Origin of the sequence: Pseudomonas migulae (genome assembly GCF_043225285.1) — a bacterium.
Lineage (GTDB): Bacteria > Pseudomonadota > Gammaproteobacteria > Pseudomonadales > Pseudomonadaceae > Aquipseudomonas > Aquipseudomonas migulae_C.
Map to the genome: position 1 here is coordinate 5,014,096 of NZ_CP171224.1, position 26,695 is coordinate 5,040,790.

The following is a 26,695-nucleotide window of genomic DNA, read 5'->3' on the forward strand; positions in this document are numbered from 1 at the left end:
CTACAAGGGTTTTGGGGATGTTCGCTAGAAGTGATGGGCTGTCAGGCCGCCATCGCGAGCAGGCTCGCTCCCACAGGGGGCAGTGTTGTGAAAGGGGATTTATTCGTCATGAGGACGACGGAATGAGCAACGTAGTGGTGGTCTATCACAGTGGCTACGGGCACACCCGTGTCATGGCCGAGGCCGTGGCCCAAGGCGTCGAGCGGCACGCGGGCAGCACCTGCCAGCTGATTTCGGTCGAGGACGTCGAGCAGCACTGGGAGCGCTTGCACAACGCCGACGCGATCATCTTCGGCGCGCCGACCTACATGGGCAGCGCCTCGGCAGCGTTCAAGGGTTTCATGGAAGCCACCGCGGCGTTCTACCTCGCCCAGCCCTGGCGCGACAAGCTCGCGGCGGGCTTCACCAATTCCGGCTGCCTGTGCGGCGACAAACTCAACACCTTGCTGCAGATGGCGGTGTTCGCCGCGCAGCATTCGATGATCTGGGTGGGCCTCGATCTGCTGCCGGCGCGCTCCGGCACTGGCGTGTTCGATGGCCAGCTGAACCGCCTCGGCAGCTCGCTGGGCGCCATGGCGCAGTCGAACGTCGAACAGTCCCCCGAATTCGCTCCACCCGCCGAAGACCGCTGCACCGCTGCGCATCTGGGCGAGCGCGTCGCGCGGCTGGCTGAACGCATGAGCCACTCACCGGTTTGATTCACCCCCAACCCTCGCTACGGAGACATTTGCATGAGTACGTTCACGACCCGAGACGGCACCGAGATCTACTACAAGGACTGGGGCACCGGTCAGCCCATCGTCTTCAGCCATGGTTGGCCGCTGAACGCCGATAGCTGGGAATCGCAGATGATCTTCCTCGCCTCGAAAGGCTATCGGGTCATCGCCCACGACCGTCGCGGTCACGGTCGCTCCAGTCAACCGTGGGCCGGTAACGACATGGACACCTACGCCGATGACCTGGCGCAACTGATCGAATTGCTGGACCTGAAAGATGCCGTGCTGTTCGGCTTCTCCACGGGCGGTGGCGAAGTGGCGCGCTACATCGGTCGCCACGGCACCGGGCGTGTGGCCAAGGCGGGGCTGATTTCCTCGGTGCCGCCGCTGATGCTCAAGACCGAAGCCAACCCTGGCGGCCTGCCGATCGAAGTGTTCGACGGTATTCGCCAGGCATCCCTGGCCGACCGTTCGCAGCTGTACATCGACCTCGCCAGCGGTCCGTTCTTCGGCTTCAACAAACCCGACGCCAAACCTTCTCAGGGCATGATCGACTGGTTCTGGATGCAGGGCATGACCTCTGGCCACAAGAACGCTTATGACTGCATCAAGGCGTTTTCCGAGACCGATTTCACCGAAGACCTGAAGAAGTTCGACATCCCCACGCTGGTGGTGCACGGCGACGCGGACCAGGTGGTGCCGATCGAGGCCGCCGGCATTGCTTCGGCAAAACTGGTGAAAGGTTCTACGCTGAAGGTCTACCCCGGCGCGCCCCATGGCTTGACTGACACCCACAAGGATCAGCTCAACGCTGACCTGCTGGCGTTCCTCAAGGGTTGATGTGCCCTCGGCGCGGGCGTAGATCCGCGCCGTTCCTGCTCCTGATGAGCCGAATCCTTCGAGTACAGACCATGAAAAAGCTGACCAACGCCACCGGCGCACCGGTGGCCGACAACCTCAATATCCAGACCGCCGGCCCTCGTGGACCGGCGCTTTTGCAAGACATCTGGCTGCTGGAAAAACTCGCGCACTTCGACCGTGAACTGATCCCGGAACGCAGGATGCACGCGAAGGGGGCGGGGGCCTATGGCACCTTCACGGTCACCCATGACATTACCCGCTATACCAAAGCCAATATCTTCAGCGCAGTGGGCAAGGAAACGCCGCTGTTCGTGCGCTTTTCCTCGGTGGCCGGCGAACGCGGCGCGGCGGATGCCGAGCGTGATATCCGGGGTTTCGCGGTGAAGTTCTACACCGACGAAGGCAACTGGGACATTGTCGGCAACAACACGCCGGTGTTCTTCTTCCGTGATCCGCTGCGTTTCTCCGACCTCAACCACGTGGTCAAGCGCGACCCACGCACCGGCCTGCGCAACGCCACCAGCAACTGGGATTTCTGGACCCTGCTGCCCGAGGCGCTGCACCAGGTGACCATCGTGATGAGCGATCGCGGGATTCCCACCAGCTTCCGCCACATGCACGGTTTCGGCAGCCACACCTTCAGCCTGATCGACCGCGACAACAAACGCGTCTGGGTGAAGTTTCATTTTGTCTGCCAGCAGGGCATCGAAAACCTCTCGGACGCCGAGGCTGAAGCGGTGGTCGGCAAGGACCGCGAAAGCAATCTGCGGGATTTGTACGAAGTCATCGAGCAGGGCAATTTCCCGCGCTGGAAGCTGTGCATTCAGGTGATGACAGAGGAACAGGCCAACACCTACCGGCATAACCCGTTCGACCTGACCAAGGTCTGGCCGCACGGCGAGTTTCCACTGATTGACGTGGGCGTGATGGAGCTCAATCGCAACGCCGAGAACCACTTCGCCGAGATCGAGCAGGCGGCGTTTTCGCCTGCCAACGTGGTGCCGGGGGTGAGTTTCTCGCCGGACCGCATGCTCCAGGCGCGGCTGTTTTCCTATGGCGATGCCCAACGTTATCGCTTGGGGGTGAATTTCAATCACATCCCGGTCAACGCGCCACGCTGCCCGACCCATAGCTACCATCGTGACGGCGCCATGCGCACCGACGGCAACCTGGGAGGCACCGCCAGTTATTTCCCGAACAGTGTGGGTGAGTGGCAGGATTCTCCAGAGTTGTCTGAACCGCCGCTGCCGCTGGAAGGGTTTGCCCAACACTATGATCACCGGCTGGAAGAGGATCATTACGAGCAGCCGGGGAATCTGTTTCGCTTGCTGGATCCGGTGCGCAAACAGCTGCTGTTCGACAACACCGCACGGGCCATGAACGGCGTGCCGCAGGCGATTCGTCAACGCCATATCGACAATTGCACCAAGGCTGATCCTGCGTACGGGTTTGGCGTGGCCGAGGCGTTGGAGCGGTTGGTGCCGTTGGGTTAGCACGCGATCGGCTTGCCGGCGATGGCGTCCGCAAAATCGCTATCGCCAGCAAGCTGGCTCCTACAGATTTTGCGTGATGCCCAGATCCCGAACATTCCCCCGCCCCCTGTAGGAGCCGGCTTGCCGGCGATGGCGCCCGTGAAATCGCCATCGCCAGCAAGCTGGCTCCTACAGATTTGCAGCGTGCCGACTTTTTCGAACATTCCCCCGATCCCGTAGGAGCTGGCTTGCCGGCGATGGCGTCCGTGAAATCGCCATCGTCGGAACGCCGCCCGCAGCAAGCTGGCTCCTACAGATTATTGCGCGCCAGCGGGCGTACGGCCCGGCAGCGCCAGGCGAACGGGTTGATGCCTTCGCTGCGGGTGAAGATGTGGCAGAAGTGCGCCTGATCGCAGAAGCCGCATTCGAGGCTGATCTGGGTGAGACTGAGGTCGGTGCTCTGGATCAATTGCTTGGCGCGGGCGATGCGCTGCTGGCGAATCCAGTCCTGGGGCGAGAGGCCGGTGCTGCATTTGAAGGCGCGGGAGAAATGACTGCGCGAGAGCGCACAGGCTCGCGCCAGTTCGGTCACTTCGACGGTCTCGCTCAATCGATCCAGGATCAGCTGCTTGGCCAGGCTTTCACGCCACGGGGTCAGGCCGCCGGTGGTTTTCTTTGGCGTTTCAGTGATTGCCGCGCGAGCGGCGTTTTGCTGGGAATGAGCCATGACAAATGTCCGTGTCGGTGAGCTTCATTCTTGGTCGCGGCGCTCTGACCGGCGAGTTAAACGTTGTTAATTCTGCTGCTGTGCAACGGCGCACAACATCGCTAACTCAGCACATTGCTGCAATTTCCAGGACGTGTTGGCGTGCATGATCGGTGTCATTCGGCGGACCCTAGGGGCTGCTTTTATGACTCGATCAAAGGTGACGGCATGAAACATTCTCTGGTGGGCGCGTTGGGCCTCGCGATGGCCTTGGTGTCAGGAATCTCTGCGGCTCAAGCGCCGGCGCAAGTCGGCACCCAGGCGCCCGGCTACTTCCGCCTGGCGGTGGGCGACATTGAGGTGACGGCACTGTTCGATGGCTACAACGACCTGTCGCCGAAACTGCTCAAGGGCCTGACCCAAAGTCAGATCCGTGCGTTGCTGGCTCGTCGCTCGATTGAAACCCCCGGCGTACAAACCGCGTTCAACGCGTTTCTGGTCAACACCGGCAAGCAACTGATACTCGTCGACACCGGTGCCGGCCAGTGCATCGGCGCCACGGCCGGCATGCTCTCGGACAACATGAAAGCGGCGGGTTACGAGCCTTCGCAAGTGGACACGATTCTGCTGACCCACCTGCATCTGGACCATGTCTGCGGACTGGTCGATGGCGAGAAAAAACCGATATTCGCCAATGCCACGGTCTACGCGGCGAAGGCAGAAGCCGATTACTGGCTCGATCCTCAGGCGCTGGCCAAAGCCCCCGAGGGCGCCAAGCCCTATTTCAAGATCGCCCAGGATTCCACGGCACCCTATGTCGCGGCGGGGCGTTTCAAGACGTTCGACGCCGGCCAGTCGCCGGTGCCGGGTGTCGAGGCCACACTGGAAAGCGGGCACACGCCGGGCAGCACCACGTATCGCTTCACCTCCCAGGGCCAGAGCATTCTGTTCATGGGCGATCTGGTGCATAACCTCGCAGTGCAGTTCCTGCATCCGGAAGTCTCGATCGGCTTCGACGTCAACAGCCAGCAAGCGATCAAAAGTCGCGCCAAAGTGTTCAGCGATGCCGCAGCGAGCAAGACCTGGGTGACCGCCGCGCACCTGCCGTTTCCGGGCATCGGTCACATCGCCGCAGAGGGCAAACACTTTCAGTGGGTACCGGTTGAATACGGCCCGTACAAACGTGCGGCCAAAGTTCCGCTGATCGAGTAAAGTCCGAAGCCCTCACAAGGAAACCGTGCCTATGAACCGTAACGATCTGCGTCGCGTCGACATGAACCTGCTGGTGATTTTCGAAGCATTGATGTTCGAAAAGAACCTGACCCGTGTCGCTGAAAAACTGTTCATGGGCCAGCCGGCCGTGAGCGCGGCGCTGGGGCGGTTGCGGGATCTGTTCGACGATCCGTTGTTGTTGCGCAATGGCCGGGGCATGGAGCCGACCGCGCGGGCGTTGGCGATTCTCAAGGAATTGCAGCCGGCGATGGATGTGATTTCCGGGGCGGTCAGCCGCGCGAAGGAATTTGATCCGACGACCAGCTGCGATGTGTTTCGCATTGGTTTGTCGGACGACGCCGAGTTCGGTTTGTTTCCACCATTGTTGCGGCAACTGCAGGAAGAGGCGCCGGGGATCGTGGTGGTGGTGCGTCGCGCCAACTACCTGCTGATGCCGGCCTTGCTGGCCTCGGGAGAAATCTCCGTGGGGGTGAGCTACACCACGGATTTGCCGGCGAATGCCAAGTGCAAGAAATTGCGCGACATTCCCTGCAAGGTGCTGCGCGGCGACAAACGCCCCGGGACGCTGACCCTCGACGAATATTGTGAACGACCGCATGCCATGGTGTCGTTCTCCGGTGACCTGAGCGGCAACATCGATCTGGACCTGGCCAAGGTGGGCCGCAGCCGTCGAGTGGTATTGGGCGTGCCGCAGTTCAGCGGGTTGCGTGCGTTGCTCGCGGGCACTGAAATGATCGCCACCGTACCGGATTATGCGGCGTGCGCCCTGGTGGAAGGGTGTGCGTTGCGGGCTGAGGACCCACCGTTTCCCATCGATGCCGCGCAGCTGTCGATGGCCTGGAGCGGGGTGCACGACAACGATCCGGCGGAGCGCTGGTTGCGCTCGCGGATCAGTGAGTTCATGTCCCGGCCTCTACCGCTATCTGCCTGACCGTGGCGGCCTTCGGGCCGACACCATTCTCCCCGGTGTAACCGCTCCCCCTGTAGGAGCCGGCTTGCCGGCGATGGCGATTTCACGGACGCCATCGCCAGCAAGCTGGCTCCTACAGTTGATCGGTATTCGACGGGCCATTGTGGGAGCGAGCCTGCTCGCGAAGGTGGCTTGCCAGCCAACCAAATTCCTCCAGATATACCCAATCCTAGTAGGAGCCGGCTTGCTGGCGATGGCGGTCTCGAAAACACCACACCCTCCGAAATTTTTCGCCAGCAAGCCGGCTCCTACAAGGTCTGTGCGATGCCTGTGAAAAAGAGCACGTACATTCAATTTTCCCCACCTCGCTCCCTGCATTATCGAATGACGTCCCGGCGCTCTGACGCCGGTGGTTTTTCATTCGTGCAGGTACCCCATGAACGCTTCGCGATGGGATCAACGGGCTCAGGATACCGGGCTGCTTTTTTTGCGGGTCAGCGGCGGTTTGTTTCTGCTATGGGTGCACGGTTTGCCCAAGCTGCTTAACTACAGCGCTCAACTGCAGGTCATCGAAGACCCTTTTCACCTCGGCGCGAACGTCACGTTGATGCTGGCGATATTTGCCGAGGTGCTGTGCCCGCTGCTGATCATCGCCGGGATGTTTGTACGGTTGGCGTGCCTGCCGATTTTGTCTGTGCTGCTGGTCGCACTGCTGGTCGTGCACCCGCAATGGAGCCTCGATGAAGGGCAGTTCGGCTGGCTGCTGTTGATCCTGTTCACCAGCCTTCTTATCGCCGGGCCGGGACGGCTGGCGCTCAATGTCCGATTCGCCGGAGCTTTGCGTTATGCCTGAATCTCATCCTTTCGAAGAAGTCGTGACCCTGGTCATCAAGCACCGGGTCAAGGCCGGTTTTGAAGCACCCTACGAAGCCTGGCTGCGCAATATCGTCAGCATCGCCGGCAAGCAGGACGGGCACCTGGGCGTGGACGTGATGCGCGGTAAAAACGCCGGGCTCGACACGTACACCTGCGTGCTTCGCTTTTGCTCCACCGACGCCATGCAGCGCTGGCTCGATTCGCCGCAGCGCCTGGAGCTGGTCAAGGAAGCCACGCCGATGCTCGCCGATGGCGACCAGACCGAGGTCAACCCGGTCAAGGAATTCTGGTTCGCCCCGCAGGCTGAAACCGGTTCGCCGCCGCCGCGCTGGAAGCAGGCCATGGTGACGTTGCTGGTGATCCTGCCGCACACCTTGCTGGTGCCGCTGATCTGGGGCCCGCTGCTGCGGCTCAATGCATTTCTGTCCAATTACGTGGTCGCCACGTTCCTGATCACGCTGACCATCGTCGTTTCGGTGGTGTACCTGTTCATGCCGATGGCGACGCGTTTGTTTGCGCCTTGGCTGTCCCCCTCCACTCAGCCCAAGGAAACGCGATGAACGCCGATCTGATTTTGTTCAATGGCCAATTTCATACCGTTGACCGTGAAAACCCGCGCGCCAGTGCTGTCGCCATCCGCGATGGCCGCTTCGTCGCGGTCGGCACCGACGCCGAAGCCATGGCCCTGCGCGGCTCCGGCACCCAGGTCATCGACCTCAAGGGCCGCTGCGTCATTCCCGGCCTCAACGACTCGCACTTGCACCTGATCCGTGGCGGCTTGAACTACAACCTCGAGCTGCGCTGGGAAGGCGTGCCGTCGCTGGCCGATGCGTTGCGCATGCTCAAGGACCAGGCCGATCGCACGCCCACGCCGCAATGGGTGCGCGTGGTCGGTGGCTGGAACGAATTCCAGTTCGCCGAAAAGCGCATGCCGACCCTCGAAGAGCTCAACCAGGCCGCACCGGATACCCCGGTGTTCGTGCTGCACTTGTACGACCGCGCCTTGCTCAACCGCGCTGCGTTGCGCGTGGCCGGTTACACCCGCAACACGCCGAACCCACCGGGTGGCGAGATCGTCCGCGACAGCAACGGCGAGCCGACCGGCATGCTGGTGGCCCGTCCTAACGCGATGATCCTGTACTCGACGCTGGCCAAGGGGCCGAAGTTGCCGCTGGAATACCAGGTCAACTCGACCCGCCAGTTCATGCGCGAACTCAACCGTCTCGGCCTGACCAGCGCCATCGATGCCGGCGGTGGTTTCCAGAATTATCCGGACGATTACCAGGTGATCGAGCAGTTGGCCAAGGACCAGCAACTGACCGTGCGCATCGCTTACAACCTGTTCACCCAGAAGCCGAAAGAAGAGCTGACCGACTTCAAGAACTGGACCAGCAGCGTGACCCTGCACCAGGGCGATGATTACCTGCGACACAACGGTGCCGGGGAAATGCTGGTGTTCTCGGCGGCGGATTTCGAGGACTTCCTCGAACCGCGTCCGGACCTGCCGCAGACCATGGAAGATGAACTGGAGCCGGTGGTGCGCCACCTCGTCGAGCAGCGTTGGCCGTTCCGTTTGCACGCCACCTACAACGAATCCATCAGCCGCATGCTCGACGTGTTCGAGAAGGTCAACCGCGACATCCCGTTCAATGGTTTGCCGTGGTTTTTCGACCACGCCGAAACCATCACCCCGCAGAACATCGAGCGGGTGAGGGCGCTGGGCGGCGGCATTGCGATTCAGGATCGCATGGCGTTCCAGGGTGAATATTTCGTCGAGCGTTACGGTGCCAAAGCCGCCGAAGCCACGCCACCGATCAAACGCATGCTGGCCGAAGGCGTGCCGGTCGGCGCCGGTACGGACGCAACCCGGGTGTCGAGCTACAACCCCTGGACCTCGCTGTACTGGATGGTCAGCGGTCGCACCGTCGGCGGTCTTGAACTGCACGCCGAGGGGCTGTCCCGGCAGACCGCGCTGGAACTGTTCACCCATGGCAGTGCCTGGTTCTCTTCCGAGCAAGGCAAGAAAGGCCAGATGAAGGTCGGCCAACTGGCTGACGTCGCCGCCCTGAGCGCGGACTTTTTCAGCGTCGACGAAGAAGCGATCAAGTGGATCGAATCGGTGTTGACCGTTGTCGGCGGCAAGGTGGTGTACGCCGCCGGAGATTTCGAAAAACTCGGGCCGGCCAGCGTGCCGGTGCTGCCGGACTGGTCGCCGGTGGTCAAGGTGCCGGGTCACTGGCGCCCGACCTCGCCGATACAGGCGCAGGTTCACCATTGCAGCGGCCCGTGCGGCGTGCATGCCCACAGCCACGAAAAGGCGCGTTTGTCGAATGCGCCGGTCAGCGATTTCGCCGGTTTCTGGGGCGCCTTCGGTTGCTCGTGCTTCGCCTTCTGACAATCAGACAAGCGCCGGCCCTGTGGGTCGGCGCGCAATGTAATACCCATCCATCGAGGAGTTTCACATGAGCAACGTTCCTTACAAGCGCCTGAACAAAGACGATGCCGTTGTCCTGCTGGTCGACCACCAGACCGGTCTGATCTCGCTGGTTCAGGATTTCTCGCCGAACGAATTCAAGAACAACGTGCTGGCCCTGGGCGACGTGGCCAAGTTCTTCAAGCTGCCGACCATCCTCACCACCAGCTTCGAAAGCGGCCCGAACGGCCCGATGGTTCCCGAGCTGAAAGAGCAGTTCCCGGACGCGCCGTACATCCCGCGTCCAGGCCAGATCAATGCCTGGGACAACGAAGACTTCGTCAAGGCCGTCAAAGCCACTGGCCGCAAGCAACTGATCATCGCCGGTGTCGTGACTGACGTTTGCGTGACTTTTCCGACGCTGTCGGCGCTGGCCGAAGGCTTTGAAGTGTTCGTGGTGACCGACGCTTCGGGCACGTTCAACGAAACCGTACAGCAAGCTGCCTGGGCGCGCATGGCGGCGGCGGGCGCTCAACTGGTCAACTGGTTCTCGGTGGCGTGCGAGCTGCAGGGCGACTGGCGCAACGACATGGAAGGCCTGGCGAACTTGCTGTCACCGCGCATTCCTAACTATCGCAACCTGATGAACAGCTACTCCGTACTCACCTCGAAGTAAGTCCGCCCATCCCCTGTGGGAGCGAGCCTGCTCGCGATGGACTCGAGGACGCCGCGTTTATCCTGGTAAAACGCGTTACCGTTAACGACCATCGCGAGCAGGCTCGCTCCCACATTTGGATTTGCGTCATGCCTGGCGTTTTTGCAGCCAGCTCAGGAATCCGCCTTTCTTGATTGGCACCGGTTTCGCCAGCAACGCCAGCCGGCTGTTCTGTTGCCGGACCGCCTGCAACTTGTTCAACGCCCGACCCACTTCAACCCGCTGCTCCATGCAGTGGCGGGTCAGGGATTTGTCGATCCGGTAGATGATGCACGACGTCAACGCGGTGAATGTCGCTTGCGACGGCGTGTCGGTGAGGATGCTCTGTTCACCCATGACCTCGCTCGGTCCCATGCGACCGGCCTCGGTTTGCCCGGCACCGTCCGGCACAGTCGCGCTGACCACCCCGGTGGCGATGACCATCAGGCTGTCCGGCACTTCGCCCAACTCCAGCACCACCTGACCGGCCGTGTACTGCTGCGCAACCATCGATTGCGCCATTTGATCGCGCTCGTCCTCGCTCAGGGAACGGAAGACTTTCACCTCGTCCAGCAAGGCCCGCGCGCGGGTCGTCGGTTCGATTACGCCGTCGAGCTGCCGGGAAATACCCGCCGCTTCGAGGTGCCGATGGGCGAGGTCGAACAGTTGATTGCGCACTTCGCTTTTCTTGCCGAGCTCGGCGATGAAACCGCTGGCCACGTATTCGGACATGGTTTCGCCGGCCTCTTTCAGCACCGCTTTCGGCGCCGGATTGAGCAGCAGGCTGCTGCTGCCCTGGAGCGTGCGATCCAGTGCATCCAGCACCCGACGCGGGCGGATGTGGTTCGGCACCTGGATGCTGATCGACACGCCATGCATGTTGCCGGGGCGGCTGAGGTTGACGATCTTGGCCTTGGCCGCGACCGAGTTCGGCACCACCGCCGTACTGCCGGCGCTGGTCAGCAAGTGAGTGGCGCGCCAGTCGATGTCGAGTACCTTGCCCTCGACGCCGTCGATCACGATCCAGTCATCCACCTGATACGGCTTGGTGGTGTTGAGCACGATGCCGGAAAACACGTCGCTCAAGGTGCTTTGCAAGGCCAGGCCGACGACGATTGCCACCACGCCGGAGGTGGCCAGTAGACCTTTCACCGGCAGTTCCAGCACATAACCGGCGGCGGCCACGATGGCGATCAGAAACACCAGTGCGCCGATGACGTCCTGCAACAGCCGACCGCTGTGACCGATGCGGCGCATCAGCACCAGGCCGATGACTTCGGTGAGCACGCGTGCGGCGTACAGCCACCAGAGAATTCCCAACGCTGTCGCGCCCAGTTGCGCCACGCGATCGTCTGCCAACAGTGGCGCCTGCAACGGGCTGACGCCGGCGTTGATGATCACCGCGCTGAACATCAGGAACAGCGCCAGGCGCACACCGACCCGGGCAACGCGATGCTTGAACGGCGCGACGTGCCAGAGCACGGCGTCGATCACCAGCAGCAAGACACTCCAGGACAGCAGATGACCGTAGATGAGCGACATGGAAAAACTCCGGAATAGATGTTTTTGTAGGAGCCAGCAAGCCGGCTCCTACAGGGGATCGGGTTCACAAGGTCAAACTGTAGGAGCGAGCCTGCTCGCGATGGAGGTTAACGATAAAGCGTTCATTCAGGCTGCCCGCGTTATCGTTGGCGTCCATCGCGAGCAGGCTCGCTCCCACAGGACTCAGTTCAGATGAGTCTTGAGCTCCAGCGCGGCCTGACGCACCGCCGCTTTCACTTCCGGAATCTGGCTCAGCGGGTTCAGCAGGCCAAAGTCGTGGATCATGCCGTTGTAGCGCACCGCCGTGACCGGTACACCGGCCGCATCGAGGTGGCGGGCATAGGCTTCGCCTTCGTCACGCAGCACGTCGAACTCGGCGGTTTGCACCAGGGCGGCAGGCAACCCTTTGAGCTGTTCGGCGCTGGCCCGCAATGGCGAGGCATGGACCTGCGCACGCTCGGCCTGATCGGTGGTGTAGTTGTCCCAGAACCAGTTCATCATGCCCTTGGTCAGGAAGTGCCCCTCGGCAAATTGCTGGTACGAGCCGGTGTCGAACCCGGCGTTGGTCACCGGCCACATCAGCAACTGGAAGCGCAGCGCCGGGGTTTTCTGTTCCTTGGCCATCAACGCCACGACCGCGGCCATGTTGCCGCCGACGCTGTTGCCGGCTACCGCGAGGCGCTTGCCGTCGACGCCGATGTCCTTGCCATGTTCGGCTACCCAGCGGGTCGCGGCGTAAGCCTGGTTGATCGCGGTCGGGTAGTGCGCTTCCGGCGACGGGGTGTAATCGACATACACCGCGACGGCGCCGGAGCCGACCACCAAGTCGTGGATCAGACGCTGGTGAGTCGGGTAATCGCCCAGCACCCAGCCCCCACCGTGGAAGAACATGAACACCGGCAATTCACCCTTGACCTTGGCCGGACGGACGATTTTCAGGTTGATGGTTTGCCCGTCGACCTTGATGGCGCGGTCGCTGACGTCTACACCCGACAGGTCTACCTTCACCGAATTCTGCGCACCGGTCAGTACCGCGCGAGCGTCTTTCGGGCTCAGCTGTTCAAGCGGCTTGCCACCCCCGGCGGCGAGTGCTTCGAGGAACGCCTGGGTGTTGTGCTCGACGCCCGGGCTGCCCGCGGCAAAAGCGTTGCCAACGGCGAGGGCGAGGAGGGAAGCGGTCAGGGTTTTCTTGACGAGGTTCATGGGGTAAATCCTTTTTAGTTAGTTAGAAGTTGATTACCTAAGGGTCAGGTGGCTGCTGGCATTTCAGGCCTCAGCAACACCGTGGACACAGATTAATAGGGTGCCTGAAAGGGAAAAAGCCGCTATAAAGCGTTTAACTGTCAACCAAGGCGTGACAATGAACCCGTTCGAAGACATGCGTATTTTTTGCCAGGTGATGGACTCCGGCAGCTTCACCGCGGCGGCCGATCAATTGGGCCTGTCGAAGCAGTTCGTCAGCCGGCGCCTGATGCAGCTGGAAGAGCGTCTGGGCGTGCGTTTGCTCAACCGCTCGACACGGCGGCTGGACGTGACGCCGCTGGGCCAGAGCTATTACGAATCGGCGCTGCGCCTGCTCAGCGAAGTCGAGCAGGTGGAGCAGGGCATCGCCGGGCAGACCACCGAGCCGCGCGGGACTATCCGGGTGAGTGCGCCGTTGTCGTTTGCGCTGGCGCACCTGGGGTGTCTGTTGCCGGTGTTTTTGCAGCGCTATCGCGAGGTCACCGTGGAGGTGGACTTGAGCGATCGCCCGGTGGATTTGCTCGGCGAGGGATATGACCTGGCGTTGCGCATTGGCACCCTGGAAGACTCGACGCTGATTGCCCGGCGCATCGCCTCGATCCAGCGGGTGTATTGCGCCAGCCCGGCTTACCTGGCGGAGCGCGGGACGCCGCTCAAACCCGAGGACCTGCACGCGCACGACTGCCTGCCGTACGGGCATGGTCGTCAGGTGCAGTGGCGTTTTGCGGGGCAGGGCAAGCCGCTGGTGGTGAATGTCACCGGGCGGATGCGGGTCAACAACGGGGAGCTGCTCAAGGATGCGGCGATTGCCGGGATGGGGATTACCTATCTGCCGACGTTCATCGTCGGGGCGGCGCTGAAGGATGGACGGCTGGTGCCGGTGCTGGACGAGTTTCGCACGGATCCGCTGACCTTGTCGGCGGTGTACCCGCAGCATCGCCAGCGTTCGCGACCGGTGCAGGCGTTGGTGGAGTTTTTGCGTGAGCGGCTGGATCAGCGCGAGGGCGGTCTCTAGGTTCACACAATCCTTGTAGGAGTGAGCCTGCTCGCGATAGCGGTGTATCAGTCAACATAGTGTTATCTGACAAACCGCTATCGCGAGCAGGCTCACTCCTACATTGGATTTAGGGTGGTCTTGAGATCAGCGGTGATCAGGACCTTCTGTCATCCCCCGGTTCGCCACCGACGTGCACGCCGCGGTCATCGCCGATTTCACCGGCGCGGTGAACGCCGTGGTCATCACCGATTTCACCGGAGCGATGAACGCCGTGGTCATCGCCGATTTCGCCGGCGTGATGCACACCGCGGTTGTGGCCGATTTCGCCGGCATGGTGAACCCCGCGGTTATGGCCGACTTCACCGGCATTGTGAACGCCGTGATCGTCTCCCGGTTCGGCATGGGTGCCGCTGCGACCGGATGAGGCGGTGTTGCCGGAATGTCCCGAGCCATGGTCGCTGCTGCTGTGACCGCTGGCGCTATTGCCGCCGCTTCCACTGTTGCCGCCACTGCCGCTACCACCGTGACCGCCGCTGTTGCCGCCATTGCCGCTTCCGCCGTGACCGCCGCTGTTGCCGCCACCACCGTGACCGCCGCCATTGCCGCCACCACCGTTTCCGCCGCCGCCGCCACCACCGCTACCACCGCCACCACCGCCACCACCACCATCCTTGGCCTGAGCGCTCGATACGCCGGACAGGCTATCCGGAATCAATACGGTAGACGCCGACAGGACCGCGCCAATCGCTACTGCCAACAAGAGCTTGTTGATGTGCATGTCGTTCTCCGTTTTCTTATTCAGGTTGGAACGTTGATGAACACTGCAACGTGCTGATCGATTCAGTGGGAGAACACCGCAACGCGCGGATTAATTCAGTTGCAATGTCGTTGAACGATGAACGGTACAACTCGACCTTGTCCCAAGGGTTCAGTGAATGCTCGAGGCCAGTTCGAAAATCGGCATGTACATCAGGATCACGATGACCCCGATCAGCAGGCCGATGAAGGTCATGAGCAAGGGCTCGAACAGGCGCACGAACCATTCGATCCAGCGGCTGATTTCCTCGTCGTAGAAGTCGGCGCTGCGTTCCATCATTTGCCCGAGGTTGCCGGACTGTTCGCCCGCCCGCAGCAGGCGCAGGGACACCGGGGTGACCAGGTGGTTGAGTTCCAGCGCGGCCGACAGCGATTGCCCCTCGCGCACCCGCTCGCAAGCCTGGTCCAGGCGTGTGCGGGAGGCCACGGTCAACAGGCCGCGGACCATGCCCATGGCCGTGACGAGCGGGATGCCGCCCTGCAGCAGGATGCCCAGCGAGCGGTAGAAGCGCGCCAGTTCGTACATGAATATTCGCTGGTGGACCGCCGGGAGTTTTTCGATCACCCGGTCCACGCCCCGGCGAAAGGCCGGTTGGCGTTGCAGGAAGGCGAGGGCGACGATGATCGCCCCCAGCCCGCCGAAAAATTCGAGCTGGTGGGCATGCAGGAACATCCCGCTGCTCATCAGGATCTGCGACAGCCACGGCAGGTTCGAGCCCAGCCCTTCGAACACCAGGCTGAAGCGCGGCACCACGTAGCCCATCAGGAACAGCACCACGCCACCGCCCACCACCAGCAACAGCATCGGGTAGATCGAGGCGCTGACGATCTTCTGTCGAACCTCGTCCATGCGCTGGCGATAGCTGACATAGCGGCCCAGGGCATCACCCACGGCGCCGGTTTTTTCGCTGGACTGCACCAGTGCCACGTACAGAGGCGGGAACACCGCTGACAGTTGACCCAATGCCTGGGAGAACGATTTGCCCTCGTACAGCAGGCGCACCAGTTCACTCAAGGTTTTGCGGGCCTGGGGCGCGGTTTCCTTTTCCGCCAGGCTTTCCAGGGCATCGATCAATGGCAGGCCCGCGTTGAGCAGGGTGGTCAGTTCCTGGCTGAACAGCACCAGGTTGAACGACTCGCGCTTTTGCAAACGCAGTGCCCGCCAGTGCCGCTCGGCTTGCAGGCTGAGCACCCGCAAGCCCTGGTCTTCGACGATGTGCCGGGCTTCGCTGTCCCCTTGGGCCTCGACGGTCATCGAGACCACGCCGGCCTTGCCCACGGCCTTGAGATGAAAGCGCATGGTCGCCTCCCGTCACTGCCAGCTGGTGACTTCGGCGTTTTCGCCTTCGCCGCCGGGTTGGCCGTCCTTGCCCATGGACAGCAAGTCGTACTCGCCGTTTTCGCCGGGGTAGCGGTAGGTGTAGTTACGGCCCCACGGGTCCTGGGGCAGTTTTTTCTGCAGGTACGGGCCCGTCCAGCGAGTTTCGTCGCTGGGTGCGGTGACCAGCGCCTGCAAACCCTGTTCGGTCGACGGGTAGTGGCCGACCTCCAGGCGGTACAGGTCCAGTGCCTTGCCCAGGCCTTCTATTTGCGCCTTGGCCACTTTCACTTCGGAGCGGCCCAGCTGGGCGAAATACTTCGGCGCGACGATGCCGGCCAACAACCCGAGCACCACCAGCACCACCAACAGTTCGAGCAGGGTGAACCCGCGCTGGGTTCGCGGTGAACCGTTACGCAGGGCACAACACAGACGCTGATTCATGATGACCTCACACAGTCGGCAGAAGGGTCGCCCTGCGGCTCATGCAATTGCCATGCTCACCCCCACTCACCTTCCTGAGACCCCCGTAATACGGGGCTTTTGTCTTCCGGCACAGTGCTTGCGTATGGCTGGTTTACTACCGGCCATTGGGGCATTACCCCCATTTTTCGGGGTCGGTCAGGGGAGACAGAAGAATGAAAACACTCACCACAGGACTGCTCGGCTGTGTGTTGTTGGCAGGCACAGCCCAGGCCGATGTATTCGTTTCCTTGGACAGTAAAGGCAGCTACGTCTTGTCCAATGTCCACCGTCCCGGTCGCGTCTATGAACGGGTGATTCATGAGCCCGAAAAGGCGCTGGTCAGCCTTGATCAGCAGCCGCAATTGATCGCCACCCGACCCTATGCCGAGCTGGTCTCGGCGGCCGCCACGGCCAATGAATTGCCGGCGGCGCTGTTGCATGCGGTGATCCAGGCCGAGTCCCACTACGACTCGGGCGCAACGTCAGCGAAAGGCGCGGGCGGGCTGATGCAATTGATGCCCGACACCGCCCGCGAGATGGGTGTGGCCAACGTCTACGACCCCAAGGCCAACATCCAGGGCGGGGCCAAATACCTCAAGCGCCTGATGACCCTGTTCGACAACGACATCGCCCTTGCCGTGGCGGCCTACAACGCCGGACCGCAAGCGGTGCTGAGCCGTGGCGGGGTGATCCCGCCGTTCGCCGAAACCCAGCGTTACGTGCCTAGCGTGCTGCGCCAGTACCGCCGCTTGCAGGGCCTGGCCGAGGATGCGCCGCTGTGATGGGGGGTTGGCCCCACATGTGGGGAACCACGCCTTGCACGAAATCCCATTGTGGGAGCGAGCCTGCTCGCGAAGGTGTGTCATCCGACTTCTCTGCTGCTGACACACCTTCGCGAGCAGGCTCGCTCCCACAGGGTACAGGCGTTTCAAAGTGGAATTGGCGTCAACCCGAAAAGTGGGGATTGGGTGGGGAATATCCCCCGACTTATCAAGTCGTTTACATAAGTGCATGAAAAACAAACATATTATTTATGGCATAGGGATTGCTCTGGGGGATTTGTCGAGAACCATTCCCTGTGAGCACCCACAGCGAGGCCCATGATCATGACCGGCATACCCCACGCTCATCACTTGGTTAACCTGCTGTTATTTCTTGCGCCGCTGCTCGGCATCGAGCTCGCTGAGGCCGCGGTGCGCTGCGAGCGCAATCTGGTGGCGAACGTCGTGGCGCTGGACCAGCCGCTGATGTTCAACCGCCTCGGCGCACAGAACGCCAACGGCATGATGTTCGCCCTGCGCCGTGACGTGGTCGATGACCATGACATGCCGCTCTCCCAGGGAGGCGCGGCGGTGCCGGGCAAGGTTTCGCTGCGGCCCGACAAGCGTCCGCGTCCGCTGGTATTGCGCGTTGCCGCCGGTGACTGCCTGACCGTCAACCTGCAGAACCTGCTGGCCTATCAGGCCAACCCCGGCAGCCACGACGATGGCGAGGAAGAAGAAGGAGAGATCGAAGGTGAAGTCGAAATCGGCGCAGCCGAAGACTTCAAGGTCGACGAGCAAGTCACGGACCGGCATGTCGGCTTCCAGGTCAATGGCATGCAAGCGGTCAACAGCATCGACGACATCTCGTCCTACACCGGGCGCAATGCCAATACCCTGGTGGCCCCCGGTGCGAGCCGTTCCTATACCTTGTATGCCGAGCGTGAAGGCGCATTCGCGGCCAGCAGCCGCGGCGCGACGTTCGGTGGCGAGGGCGATGCAGGCAACGTGGCCAACGGCCTGTTCGGCGAAGTGGTGGTCGTGCCCAAGGGCGGTCGCACCTATCGCAACACCCTGACTGAAGAAGAAATGCGTCTGGCCAGCACCGGCCGCACCCCCGCCGGGCAACCGATTGTCGACTACCAGGCCCGCTACCCGCAGCGCGAACCGTGGATTCGTGAAGGCAAGGCCGGTACGCCGATCATCAACATGGTCGACGGCAATGAAATCATCTCCAGCGAGAGCGACGCGATTGTCATGGGCAGCAACGCCGACGGCAGCTTCCCGGCGTCGACCTATCCGCTGGAAGCCATCGGCAAACGCAACCCCGCGCTGCCGAACCGGCTGGAACCGTTCCGCGATTTCGCGTCCCAGTTCCAGGATGAAACCGCTGCGACCCAGGCCTTTCCCGCGTACTGGGAAGACCCGGTCATGGCCCATGTGCTGGAACCGACCCGCGACTCGTTCATGATCAACTACGGCTCCGGCGGCATGGGCGCCGAGGTAGTCGCCAATCGCCTGGGCGTCGGGCCGATGCACGATTGCCTGTCCTGCGCCTACGAAGAATTCTTCCTCAGTTCCCATACCGTTGGCGACGTGGCGATGCTGGTGGACGTACCGGCCAACGCCGGGCTGGAAAACATCCGTCCGGGCGAAACTCCTCGCGCCGATCAGGTCGGGGTCAAGGCGACGATGGCGCTGTATCCGTCGGAGCCGGCCAACGTCAACCACAGCTACATCGGTGACTTCGTCAAATTCCGCAATACCCACAACGGCCACGAGCAGCACATCTTCCACCTGCACGGGCATCAGTGGCTGTTCAACCCCAACGATGACAACTCCGACTACGTGGACGCCCAGGGCATCGGGCCGGGCGCCGGCTACACCTATGAAATCGCCAACGGCGGTTCGGGCAACCGCAACCGGGTGGCAGGCGATGCGATCTATCACTGCCACTTCTATCCGCATTTTGCCCAGGGCATGTGGAGCATGTGGAGGGTCCACGATGTGTTTGAAGAAGGCACGCGGCTGGAAGTCTCGCAGCAAGGTGCCGACGGTTATCACAGCGAACCCTATGCGCTGCGCAGCGGCAAACCGGCCGCGGGTGCCCGGGCTTTGCCCGATGGCGAGATTGTCGCCGGCACGCCGATTCCCGCTGTTGTGCCGTTGCCGGGCAAGGCCATGGCGCCCATGCCTGGCAAAGTCGCGGTCGTGCCGAAAATCGGCGAGACCCTGGTTGCAGCCAATGACGACGATGATGAAGAGGAGGGCGACGATGACGACGGCGAACACCATGGCGGTGGCGCTCAGGCCATCGGCTCCCTGGCGCTGGTTGACCGCAGTGAAGCCAACCGCAATGCCGACGGCAGCCTGAAAAACCCTGGTTATCCGTTCTGGATCGGCGGCATGGAAAGCTCGGTCGGCCAACGCCCGCCAACCCCGCCGCTGGACATGCTCGACGCCGCCAAGGCCCAGGCCTTGAAAGGCAGCGGCAATGCCTTGTGGGCGAACCTCGATCCGGCGCAGTCCGGTGGTTGGGACGGCGGTCTGGGGCGTCATTCCCTGGACGGTTTCTCCTCCGGCGGCGAGGCGCACACCGTGACCACTTCGCTGGATTTCTCCAAGGAAGTGACCCGCGCCAAGCCGCTGTACCTGCCGGAAGAGGGCACCGAAGTGGAACAGGCCGCCATGGCTTTCCACGCGAAAAAAGATCACCCCAGCTTTGCCGTGCTGCCTGGCAATCAAATCGTTGCGCGTGCCTTCCGCACGAACGGTGCGTTACCTACCGCCGGTGCGCCGTACTACGAACCGTGCATGGACGACCGGCAAAAACGCCTGACCAGCAACGCCGGTATCGGTGAGTTTGCCAGCGGCGAACGGCTCGACGGCATGTCTTACAGCGGGTCCTCGACCTTCACGGCCGACCGTCCACGGGTCTACAAAGCGGCGAACATTCAGTTCGACGCGGTGTACAACAAGGTCGGTTATCACTTCCCGCAAGCCCGCATCCTGGCACTCTGGGAAGACGCCTGGCCGGTGATTACCAAGCAGCGTCCGCCAGAGCCTCTGGTGATGCGCATGAACACCTTCGACTGCGTGCAGTACCAGCAAACCAACCTGGTGCCGGCCATTTATGAAATGGACGACTACCAAGTGCGCACGCCGACCGACGTGATCGGCCAGCACATTCACCTGCCGAAATGGGACCTGACGGCGGCCGACGGTTCGGCCAACGGCTGGAACTACGAGGACGGCGTGCTTTCCCCCGGTGCGGTGCAAGAGCGCATCCACGCCATTCGCGAGTTCAACCAGTGTGAAAGCGCCGATCCGCGAGACGGCACGGCCGCCTGCCCGAAAGCCAAAAACCATCCGTACTTCGGTCAATTCGGCCGGGCGGACTGGGTCGGGGCGCGCACGGCGATGCAGCGCTGGTTCGTCGATCCGGTGATCAACACCAAAGGTGTCGACCGTGGCCTGGGGACCATCTTTACCCACGACCACCTCGGCCCATCGACTCACCAACAGATCGGTCTGTACGCCACCGTGCTGGCCGAGCCGGCCGGCTCGACCTGGTTCCACGCTGAAACCGGCGAGCCGTTGTACAGCGGCGCGCGTCAGGACGGCGGGCCAACTTCGTGGCAGGCAGTGGTGTCCACCGGTGACCTGGATGGCGACGGCAAGAACGACAGCTTCCGCGAGTTCTTCCTCGAGTACAGCGACTTCCAGCACGCCTATGAAGCCGGTGTGTATGTGGGCGCCGGCCCGAATGGCGTGCCGAACCCGCAAGCCTTCCCGGCCACCGCGGACAGCTTCCGCTACGCCATCAATCCGCCGGTGCGCAACAATGCCAGCACCTTGCTCGATGGCATCATCGAAGTGCAAGGCGGCATGGTGCCGGGTTGCCCAAGCCGGCCGTGCCCGCAAGCGATCTCGGTCGATGATCCCGGCATGTTCGTGGTCAATTACCGCAACGAACCGCTGGCCCTGCGGGTGTATGACCCGAACAAGGTCGGCCCGGACGGCAAGCGCGGCATGCAGGCCGACGGCCTTGGTGGCGACCTCGCGTACGCCATGCAAAGCCGCACCGACCGGGCGATTCCGGCGATGAACCTGGCGCCCAACCTGGTCACTGCGGCCACCGGCCCAACCGGCGGCACCACCTTGTTCCCGCCGCACATCAACCGTGGCGGCGCCGAACCGGGCGACCCGTTCACGCCGATGCTGCGTACCTACACCGGTGACAACGTGCGGTTGCGGGTACACGCTGGCGGTCATGAGGAGGAGCACAACATCACCTTGCACGGGGTGAAATGGCTGCAGAGCGGTTCCGGCTTCGGCAACAGCTCCAACTCCGGCTGGCGGGCGTCGCAGATGGTCGGCATCTCCGAGCAGATGGGCTTCAATGCGCCGGTCTCGATGCTCTCCAGTTCGGCGGCGACTACCGGGGATTACCTGTACTCGATGGACGCTTCCATCGAAGGTTACTGGAACGGCATCTGGGGCGTGATGCGCAACTACACGGCCCAGCGCAGCGACCTGTTCGCCGTGCCGAACAACCCGAAACCGGCGGGCATGCGCAACACCGTGGCATTCGATGGCTCTTGCCCACGGATCAGCGCCAACCCGAATGGCATCGGCACCCGGCCAACCGTGCAACGCAACTATGAAGTGGTGGCAGCGCTCGCCAACGACATCTTGCGCAATCCGTTGAACCTGACCATCGGCGATCCAGCCGGCGTCGGCCAACACGTCGGTGGGCCGTTGAATGCGGCGGGTGGCACCCTGGTGTTCAACTCGCGGCCGGTCAATATCCCGCAGGTCACTGTGGTTGATCCGGAAGATGGCGAGACCATCACCATCGGTGGGCAGAGCGGGCCGTTGCATGATCCGACCGCGATTCTGTATGTGCGCAAATCCGACCTCGACCCGAGCACCGGCAAGCTGAAAGCGGGTGTACCGGTAGAACCACTGGTATTGCGCGCGGCAGCGGGTGACTGCATTAACGTCACCCTGGAAAACCGCTTGCCGATGATCATGCCTGATCTGACCCAGACGGCCGTGATGCAAGGCTTGGTCAAGCGTGATCGCAACAGTGGCCAGGGCTCGACCATCTTCACCAACAACCTGATTCGTCCGTCCAGTCATGTGGGTTTCCATGCGCAGCTGCTGTCGTATGACATTACGAAATCCGACGGCACCAACGTGGGCGCCAACCCGATCCAGACCGTGCCACCACGGGTCGGCAACACCGGTGCATATCCGACGCGTACTTATCAGTACTACGCCGGGCATCTGGAGCGTGAAGGCAAACCGATCACGCAACTGGGCCGCAGCGTCGACAACATCAACGCCACGGCGGTGGAGTTTGGCGGGTTGAACATCACCCCGGCGGACCTGATCAAACAACCGCAAAAAGGACTGGGTGGGGCGATGAGCATTCTGCCGATCGGTGCGACCTGGGTTGAGGACGCGCGTAAAACCAACGCGACCGTCACAGCACCGGGGCAGGCTGTTTACCGCGACTTTGCGATGGTCTGGCAGAAAGCGTTGAACATACGCTGGGCCAACGGTCGGCCGGTGGAAGGTATTGCTGCCGAAGGTTTCGGGGTTCCGACCGATCCGCAGGACAACTCGAGCATGGCCATCAATTACAAGGCAGAGCCGCTGTGGTTCCGCTTTGGGCTGGCGCCGGATGCGCCGTTCGGTCACGCCGACGGTGCCGGTTACGGTGATATGCCGAACGCGCACATGGCCTACAGCAATGCGCTGATCGGCGGCGACCCACAAACGCCGGTGCTGTATGTGAAACCGGGGCAACCGTTCCGTACGCACATCCTGATGCCGAGTGGTGGCAGCCGCGGTACGACGTTCCAGCTGGACGGTCACGTGTGGTCGGTCAACCCGTTCCAGTCGGAGAAGAGTGACACCGGTGGTTACCCGATGAGTACGCCAGGCGTGGGGTCGGTGCGGTTTGGCTACAACCCGATGTCGATGTACATCGGCGCCCGTGAAAGCGTCTTGCCGGCGGCGCACTTCAGCTTCATGCACCCGAGCGCCGGGGGCAGCAACGCGATACCGGGCGACTACCTGTTCCGTGATTACGCCGCCTACGGCAACACCGCCGGGCTGTGGGGATTGCTGCGGGTGACCAATGAACCCGAACCGGCGCCGGCGCCATAGGCATTGAACGACGCTGACCTGTAGGAGCCGGCTTGCCGGCGATGGCGGCCTGGAGGGCGATGCAGGGTTTGAGGCCCTCATCGCCGGCAAGCCGGCTCCTACAGGGGATCGGGTTCACAAGGTTCCAAATTGTAGGAACCGGGTTCACAGGGTTTCAAATTGTAGGAGCTGCGATGCGGCGGCCCGACTTGCCAGCGATGGCGTCCGTAAGACAGGCACAGATCTGTAAGGGGAAAGGCTGATATGAACAGAACTATTGGAACTGCCGGATGTGCGCTGGTTGTCGCCGTGGCGCTGCTCTGCCTGGGCGTCTGGCGCACGGCGCCCTCGGCCATGCTCAGCGAGGTAGCGCTGCCAGACACCTGGAGCGGCCAGACCCTTGAGCGCGACGGTGTCTCGGTCGGGCTGGAGCTGCGTTCATTGGCGGGGGACGGCGTACTGCGTGAAGGCGAGTTCGCCGACGTGCTGTTCCGGGTCAGTGACAGCACCTCGGGCCAACCCCTTTCCGGGGTCAACCCCGGTGCGTGGCTGGACCCGGAAGCCGTTGCCGCCGACCAGGCCCAGGGCCGTGAAAAGAGCTGCAAGTCCCGGGTCGGGGTGTTCCTGAAATCAACCATCGGCGCACGCCCGCTGCTCGACCTGAACAGCTACTTCCTGCTGGTGATGAACCGCGACGCCAGCGTCTCGGTGGTCGATCCATCGGTCTCGGTGGGCGGCATCACCAGCACGCTGGCGCGCATCGACATCAAGCAACCGCCGATGGACTGGGTCACGCCGAAAGACAACAAGCGGGTATTTGTGTCGATGCCCACCGCCGGTGAAGTCGCCGTCATCGACAGCGAGCAATTCAAGGTGCTCGACTCGGTGGCGGCCGGCAGCAACCCGGTGCGCCTGGCCTTGCAACCGGACGAGCGCCTGTTGTGGGTCGGCAACAATGCGTCGACGGCCGAAGCGTCCGGCGTCACCGTGATCGACAGCCAAAGCCTCAAACCCCTGAAACACCTGGCCACCGGCCGCGGCCATCACGAAATCGCCTTCAGCAAGGACAGCCGTTTCGCCTACGTTAGCAACCGCGACGACGGCACCCTGAGCATCATCGACATCGCCAGCCTGACCATCGACAAGCAACTCAAGACCGGCTCGAACCCGTTGTCGGTGGCGTACTCGCCGCTGTCCGGCGCGGTGTACGTGGCCGATGGCAAGGACGGCACCATCACTGTTGTCGATGCCGCGAGCCAGTCGGTGCGTCGGGTGATCAAGGCCAAACAAGGCCTGGGCCCGATGGGTTTCAGCGCTGACGGGCGTTTCGGCATCGTGCTCAACACCCTGGAAAACCAGGCCTCGGTGATCGATGCCGCCACCGATTCACTGATCCATCAACTGGACGTCTCCGCCGAACCCTACCAAGTGGTGTTCACCAAGGCCTACGCCTATGTGCGCGGGCTGGCGTCGCCCAAAGTGACGATGATCAACCTGTCATCGCTCGGTGAAGGTCGTCAGCCGATCAGCCAGGGCTTCGAAGCCGGGCCGCAAGCGCCACGCCTAGCCGGCGACCTGCCACTGGCGTCGAGCCTTGCGGTGTCGCGGGATGACAACGCGGTGTTCGTGGTCAACCCGGTGGACAACACCACCTATTTCTACGCCGAAGGCATGAACGCGCCGATGTCCGGCTACCCCAATCGCGGGCAGGTGGCGCGAGCGGCCATGGTCATCGATCGCAGCCTGCGCGAAGTCGAACCGGGGCTGTACAGCGCACGGATCAAACTGCCCAGCGCCGGACGTTTCGACGTGGCGTTCCTGCTCAACCAACCGAACATCGTCCATTGCTTCACCGCCCTGGTTGAACCGGACAAAAGCCTCGCCCGGCACCCTGGCGTGCCTAAAGTCGAGTTCCTGCTCGACAAGTCCACCGCCGAAATCGGCAGCCCCTACACCGTGCGTTTCCGCATCGTCCAGGGCCAGCACAAGACGCAGCGCAGCGGCGTGAAGGATGTTCAGGTGCGTTACTTCCGCGCGCCGACCTCGCATGCCCGGGAAGTCGCTGCGCTTGAGGTGGCCAACGGGATCTATGAAGCCCCGGTGACCCTGGAGCGGGACGGCGCCTGGTACCTGCACGTACGCGCCGCGTCCCTCGGCGCCGGTTTTGATGACAAGACTTTTGCCAGCGTTCGGGTCCTGCCCGGCGATGCCCACTGAAGAGGAAATCGACATGAACCGATTCGCACCCCGTGGACTGCTGACGTTCTGCCTGTTGGCCGCCGGTATCGGGCAAGCCCTGGCGCACTCGGCGGATGAACATGCCGGGCACGAAATGCCGGCCAAAAGTGCCCGCGCCGAAACGGCCCAGGTCAAATTCGCCGACGTGGCGCTGGTGGACCAGAGCGGCAAGCCGGTGCGCCTGGAAAAAGACCTGGTGACCAACAAAATCGTGGTCATGAGCTTCATCTACACCAGTTGCACCACGGTCTGCCCGGTGGTGTCGTCGATCATGGGCAAAGTGCAGAAACAACTGGGGGCGCGGGTCGGCACCGAGGTGCAACTGGTGTCGATCAGCATCGACCCGCAGCGCGATGACGCCGAACGTCTGAACGACTACGCCCGCAACTTCCAGAAGGGCCCGGGCTGGAGCTGGCTGACCGGCAGCACGCAATCGATCAACGCCACCCTCAAAGGCCTCGGCACTTTCAGCGGTGACTTCAAGAATCACCAGCCGCTGATCCTCGTCGGCGACGGCAACAGTCGCCACTGGACGCGCTATTACGGCTTCACCGACCCGGCCGTGCTGACCCGGGAAGTGGAAAAACTCAGCGGCCAGCGCAATGCCCACGCCAAGCACACCGCCATCGCCATGGAGCAGCAACCATGAGAGCCACCGAGTGGGTTGCCCTGAGCCTGTGCTTCTGGATATTCAGCTCGATGGCCTTCGCTCACGAAGACCACGAAAAACCTGCGCCCACCGTGGCCGCCGCCCAACCGGCGGGCGGCACGCGCGATGCGAAAACCTGGTTTACCGACACGCCGCTGCAGGATCAGAACGGCGAGACCCTGCGGTTCTATAGCGATGCGCTGCACAACCGCGTGGTGCTGTTGAACGTGATTTTCACCAGTTGCACCGATGCCTGTCCGCTGATCACCCGCAAGCTCAAGGAGGTGCGTGAGTTGCTGGGGGACAAGGCGGACGGCATTACTTTCATTTCCCTTACCAGTGATCCGCTGCGGGACACGCCGGCGGTACTCAAGGCTTACACCTTGAAGCAGGGCGTCAATGGGCCCCACTGGCTTTTTCTTACGGGCGACAAGGCCCAGATGGACCTGGTGCTGGGGCGTATCGGGCAGATCGTGCCGACGCCCGAACAGCATTCGACGCAACTGATCGTGGGTGACGTGGCCAACAAACGCTGGAGCAAGATTCGTCCCGATGCCCCGGCTGCCGCCATTGCCCAGCGCTTGCAGTTGCTGACAATGCCCGTGGCCGGCCGCTGAGCCCCGCACC

At 62.5% G+C, this 26,695-nt stretch carries 22 protein-coding genes; 15 read left to right on the top strand and 7 right to left on the bottom strand.

The features are described from left to right. Positions 1–122 precede the first annotated feature (122 nt). From ACF6ZU_RS23000 to ACF6ZU_RS23010, 3 genes are all read left to right on the top strand, one after another. Entirely contained in the window at positions 123–698 is a 576-nt protein-coding gene (locus ACF6ZU_RS23000; RefSeq protein ID WP_392887274.1) for a flavodoxin family protein, read from the top strand. Between the two features lie 33 nt (positions 699–731). Then, positions 732–1,556, top strand: a complete 825-nt coding sequence (locus ACF6ZU_RS23005; RefSeq protein ID WP_392887276.1) for an alpha/beta fold hydrolase — start codon at positions 732–734, stop codon at positions 1,554–1,556. A 71-nt stretch (positions 1,557–1,627) separates the two neighbouring features. Next, positions 1,628–3,070, top strand: a complete 1,443-nt coding sequence (locus ACF6ZU_RS23010) for a catalase (RefSeq protein ID WP_392887278.1) — start codon at positions 1,628–1,630, stop codon at positions 3,068–3,070. On the opposite strand, the gene ACF6ZU_RS23015 is transcribed toward ACF6ZU_RS23010, so the two are convergent. Further along, positions 3,067–3,273: a hypothetical protein gene (locus ACF6ZU_RS23015; RefSeq protein ID WP_392887280.1), complete on the bottom strand. Its 207-nt coding sequence runs from the start codon at positions 3,271–3,273 to the stop codon at positions 3,067–3,069. The two genes, ACF6ZU_RS23010 and ACF6ZU_RS23015, sit on opposite strands and share 4 nt — an antisense overlap. A gap of 86 nt (positions 3,274–3,359) precedes the next feature. Continuing rightward, on the bottom strand, positions 3,360–3,776 hold the full coding sequence (locus tag ACF6ZU_RS23020; RefSeq protein ID WP_392887282.1) for a helix-turn-helix domain-containing protein: 417 nt from the start codon (positions 3,774–3,776) through the stop codon (positions 3,360–3,362). A gap of 207 nt (positions 3,777–3,983) precedes the next feature. On the opposite strand from ACF6ZU_RS23020, the gene ACF6ZU_RS23025 reads away from it, so the two are divergent. The 6 genes from ACF6ZU_RS23025 to ycaC all read left to right on the top strand — a co-directional run bounded on the left by ACF6ZU_RS23025 (position 3,984) and on the right by ycaC (position 9,863). Then, positions 3,984–4,967, top strand: coding sequence for an MBL fold metallo-hydrolase (locus ACF6ZU_RS23025; protein WP_392887284.1), 984 nt, complete (start codon positions 3,984–3,986; stop codon positions 4,965–4,967). A gap of 31 nt (positions 4,968–4,998) precedes the next feature. Beyond that, entirely contained in the window at positions 4,999–5,919 is a 921-nt protein-coding gene (locus tag ACF6ZU_RS23030; RefSeq protein WP_392887286.1) for a LysR family transcriptional regulator, read from the top strand. A gap of 415 nt (positions 5,920–6,334) precedes the next feature. Further along, positions 6,335–6,751 carry a DoxX family protein gene (locus ACF6ZU_RS23035; protein ID WP_392887288.1) on the top strand — a complete coding sequence of 139 codons (417 nt, stop codon included), beginning with the start codon at positions 6,335–6,337 and terminating at the stop codon, positions 6,749–6,751. Beyond that, the gene (locus tag ACF6ZU_RS23040; protein WP_392887290.1) at positions 6,744–7,334 is read left to right on the top strand and encodes an antibiotic biosynthesis monooxygenase; all 591 of its coding nucleotides are present in this window, start codon (positions 6,744–6,746) and stop codon (positions 7,332–7,334) included. Before ACF6ZU_RS23035 ends, ACF6ZU_RS23040 begins: the two co-directional genes overlap by 8 nt. Continuing rightward, entirely contained in the window at positions 7,331–9,169 is a 1,839-nt protein-coding gene (locus ACF6ZU_RS23045; RefSeq protein ID WP_392887292.1) for an amidohydrolase, read from the top strand. The genes ACF6ZU_RS23040 and ACF6ZU_RS23045 overlap by 4 nt, the downstream gene beginning before the upstream one ends. A 67-nt stretch (positions 9,170–9,236) precedes the next feature. Further along, positions 9,237–9,863 (top strand): isochorismate family cysteine hydrolase YcaC, encoded by a 627-nt coding sequence (gene ycaC, locus ACF6ZU_RS23050; protein WP_392887294.1) that lies wholly within the window; start codon positions 9,237–9,239, stop codon positions 9,861–9,863. Positions 9,864–9,989: 126 nt separating this feature from the next. On the opposite strand, the gene ACF6ZU_RS23055 is transcribed toward ycaC, so the two are convergent. Further along, entirely contained in the window at positions 9,990–11,423 is a 1,434-nt protein-coding gene (locus ACF6ZU_RS23055) for a mechanosensitive ion channel domain-containing protein (protein ID WP_392887295.1), read from the bottom strand. 183 nt (positions 11,424–11,606) lie between these two features. Continuing rightward, a complete protein-coding gene (locus ACF6ZU_RS23060) occupies positions 11,607–12,626 on the bottom strand; it encodes an alpha/beta hydrolase (protein ID WP_392887297.1) in 1,020 nt (339 codons plus the stop codon). Between the two features lie 157 nt (positions 12,627–12,783). Here ACF6ZU_RS23060 and ACF6ZU_RS23065 point away from each other — a divergent pair, with 157 nt between their 5' ends. Further along, the gene (locus ACF6ZU_RS23065; protein ID WP_392887299.1) at positions 12,784–13,680 is read left to right on the top strand and encodes a LysR family transcriptional regulator; all 897 of its coding nucleotides are present in this window, start codon (positions 12,784–12,786) and stop codon (positions 13,678–13,680) included. 136 nt (positions 13,681–13,816) lie between these two features. Here the strand turns inward: ACF6ZU_RS23065 and ACF6ZU_RS23070 are convergent, their stop codons facing one another. From ACF6ZU_RS23070 to gspG, 3 genes are all read right to left on the bottom strand, one after another. Further along, positions 13,817–14,440 (bottom strand): hypothetical protein, encoded by a 624-nt coding sequence (locus tag ACF6ZU_RS23070; protein WP_392887300.1) that lies wholly within the window; start codon positions 14,438–14,440, stop codon positions 13,817–13,819. A 150-nt stretch (positions 14,441–14,590) separates the two neighbouring features. Continuing rightward, positions 14,591–15,778, bottom strand: coding sequence for a type II secretion system F family protein (locus ACF6ZU_RS23075; protein WP_392887301.1), 1,188 nt, complete (start codon positions 15,776–15,778; stop codon positions 14,591–14,593). A gap of 12 nt (positions 15,779–15,790) precedes the next feature. Further along, positions 15,791–16,240 (bottom strand): type II secretion system major pseudopilin GspG, encoded by a 450-nt coding sequence (gene gspG, locus ACF6ZU_RS23080; protein WP_392887302.1) that lies wholly within the window; start codon positions 16,238–16,240, stop codon positions 15,791–15,793. Positions 16,241–16,434: 194 nt separating this feature from the next. Between gspG and ACF6ZU_RS23085 the strand changes: the two genes are divergently transcribed. From ACF6ZU_RS23085 to ACF6ZU_RS23105, 5 genes are all read left to right on the top strand, one after another. After that, positions 16,435–17,043 (top strand): lytic transglycosylase domain-containing protein, encoded by a 609-nt coding sequence (locus ACF6ZU_RS23085; RefSeq protein WP_392887304.1) that lies wholly within the window; start codon positions 16,435–16,437, stop codon positions 17,041–17,043. A gap of 324 nt (positions 17,044–17,367) precedes the next feature. Next, positions 17,368–23,202, top strand: coding sequence for a manganese-oxidizing multicopper oxidase MnxG (mnxG, locus tag ACF6ZU_RS23090; protein WP_392887307.1), 5,835 nt, complete (start codon positions 17,368–17,370; stop codon positions 23,200–23,202). A 243-nt stretch (positions 23,203–23,445) separates the two neighbouring features. Next, entirely contained in the window at positions 23,446–25,398 is a 1,953-nt protein-coding gene (locus tag ACF6ZU_RS23095) for a cytochrome D1 domain-containing protein (RefSeq protein ID WP_392887309.1), read from the top strand. A gap of 13 nt (positions 25,399–25,411) precedes the next feature. Continuing rightward, positions 25,412–26,068 carry an SCO family protein gene (locus tag ACF6ZU_RS23100; RefSeq protein WP_392887311.1) on the top strand — a complete coding sequence of 219 codons (657 nt, stop codon included), beginning with the start codon at positions 25,412–25,414 and terminating at the stop codon, positions 26,066–26,068. Further along, entirely contained in the window at positions 26,065–26,685 is a 621-nt protein-coding gene (locus ACF6ZU_RS23105; protein WP_392887313.1) for an SCO family protein, read from the top strand. The genes ACF6ZU_RS23100 and ACF6ZU_RS23105 overlap by 4 nt, the downstream gene beginning before the upstream one ends. The last annotated feature ends 10 nt before the right edge of the window (positions 26,686–26,695 follow it).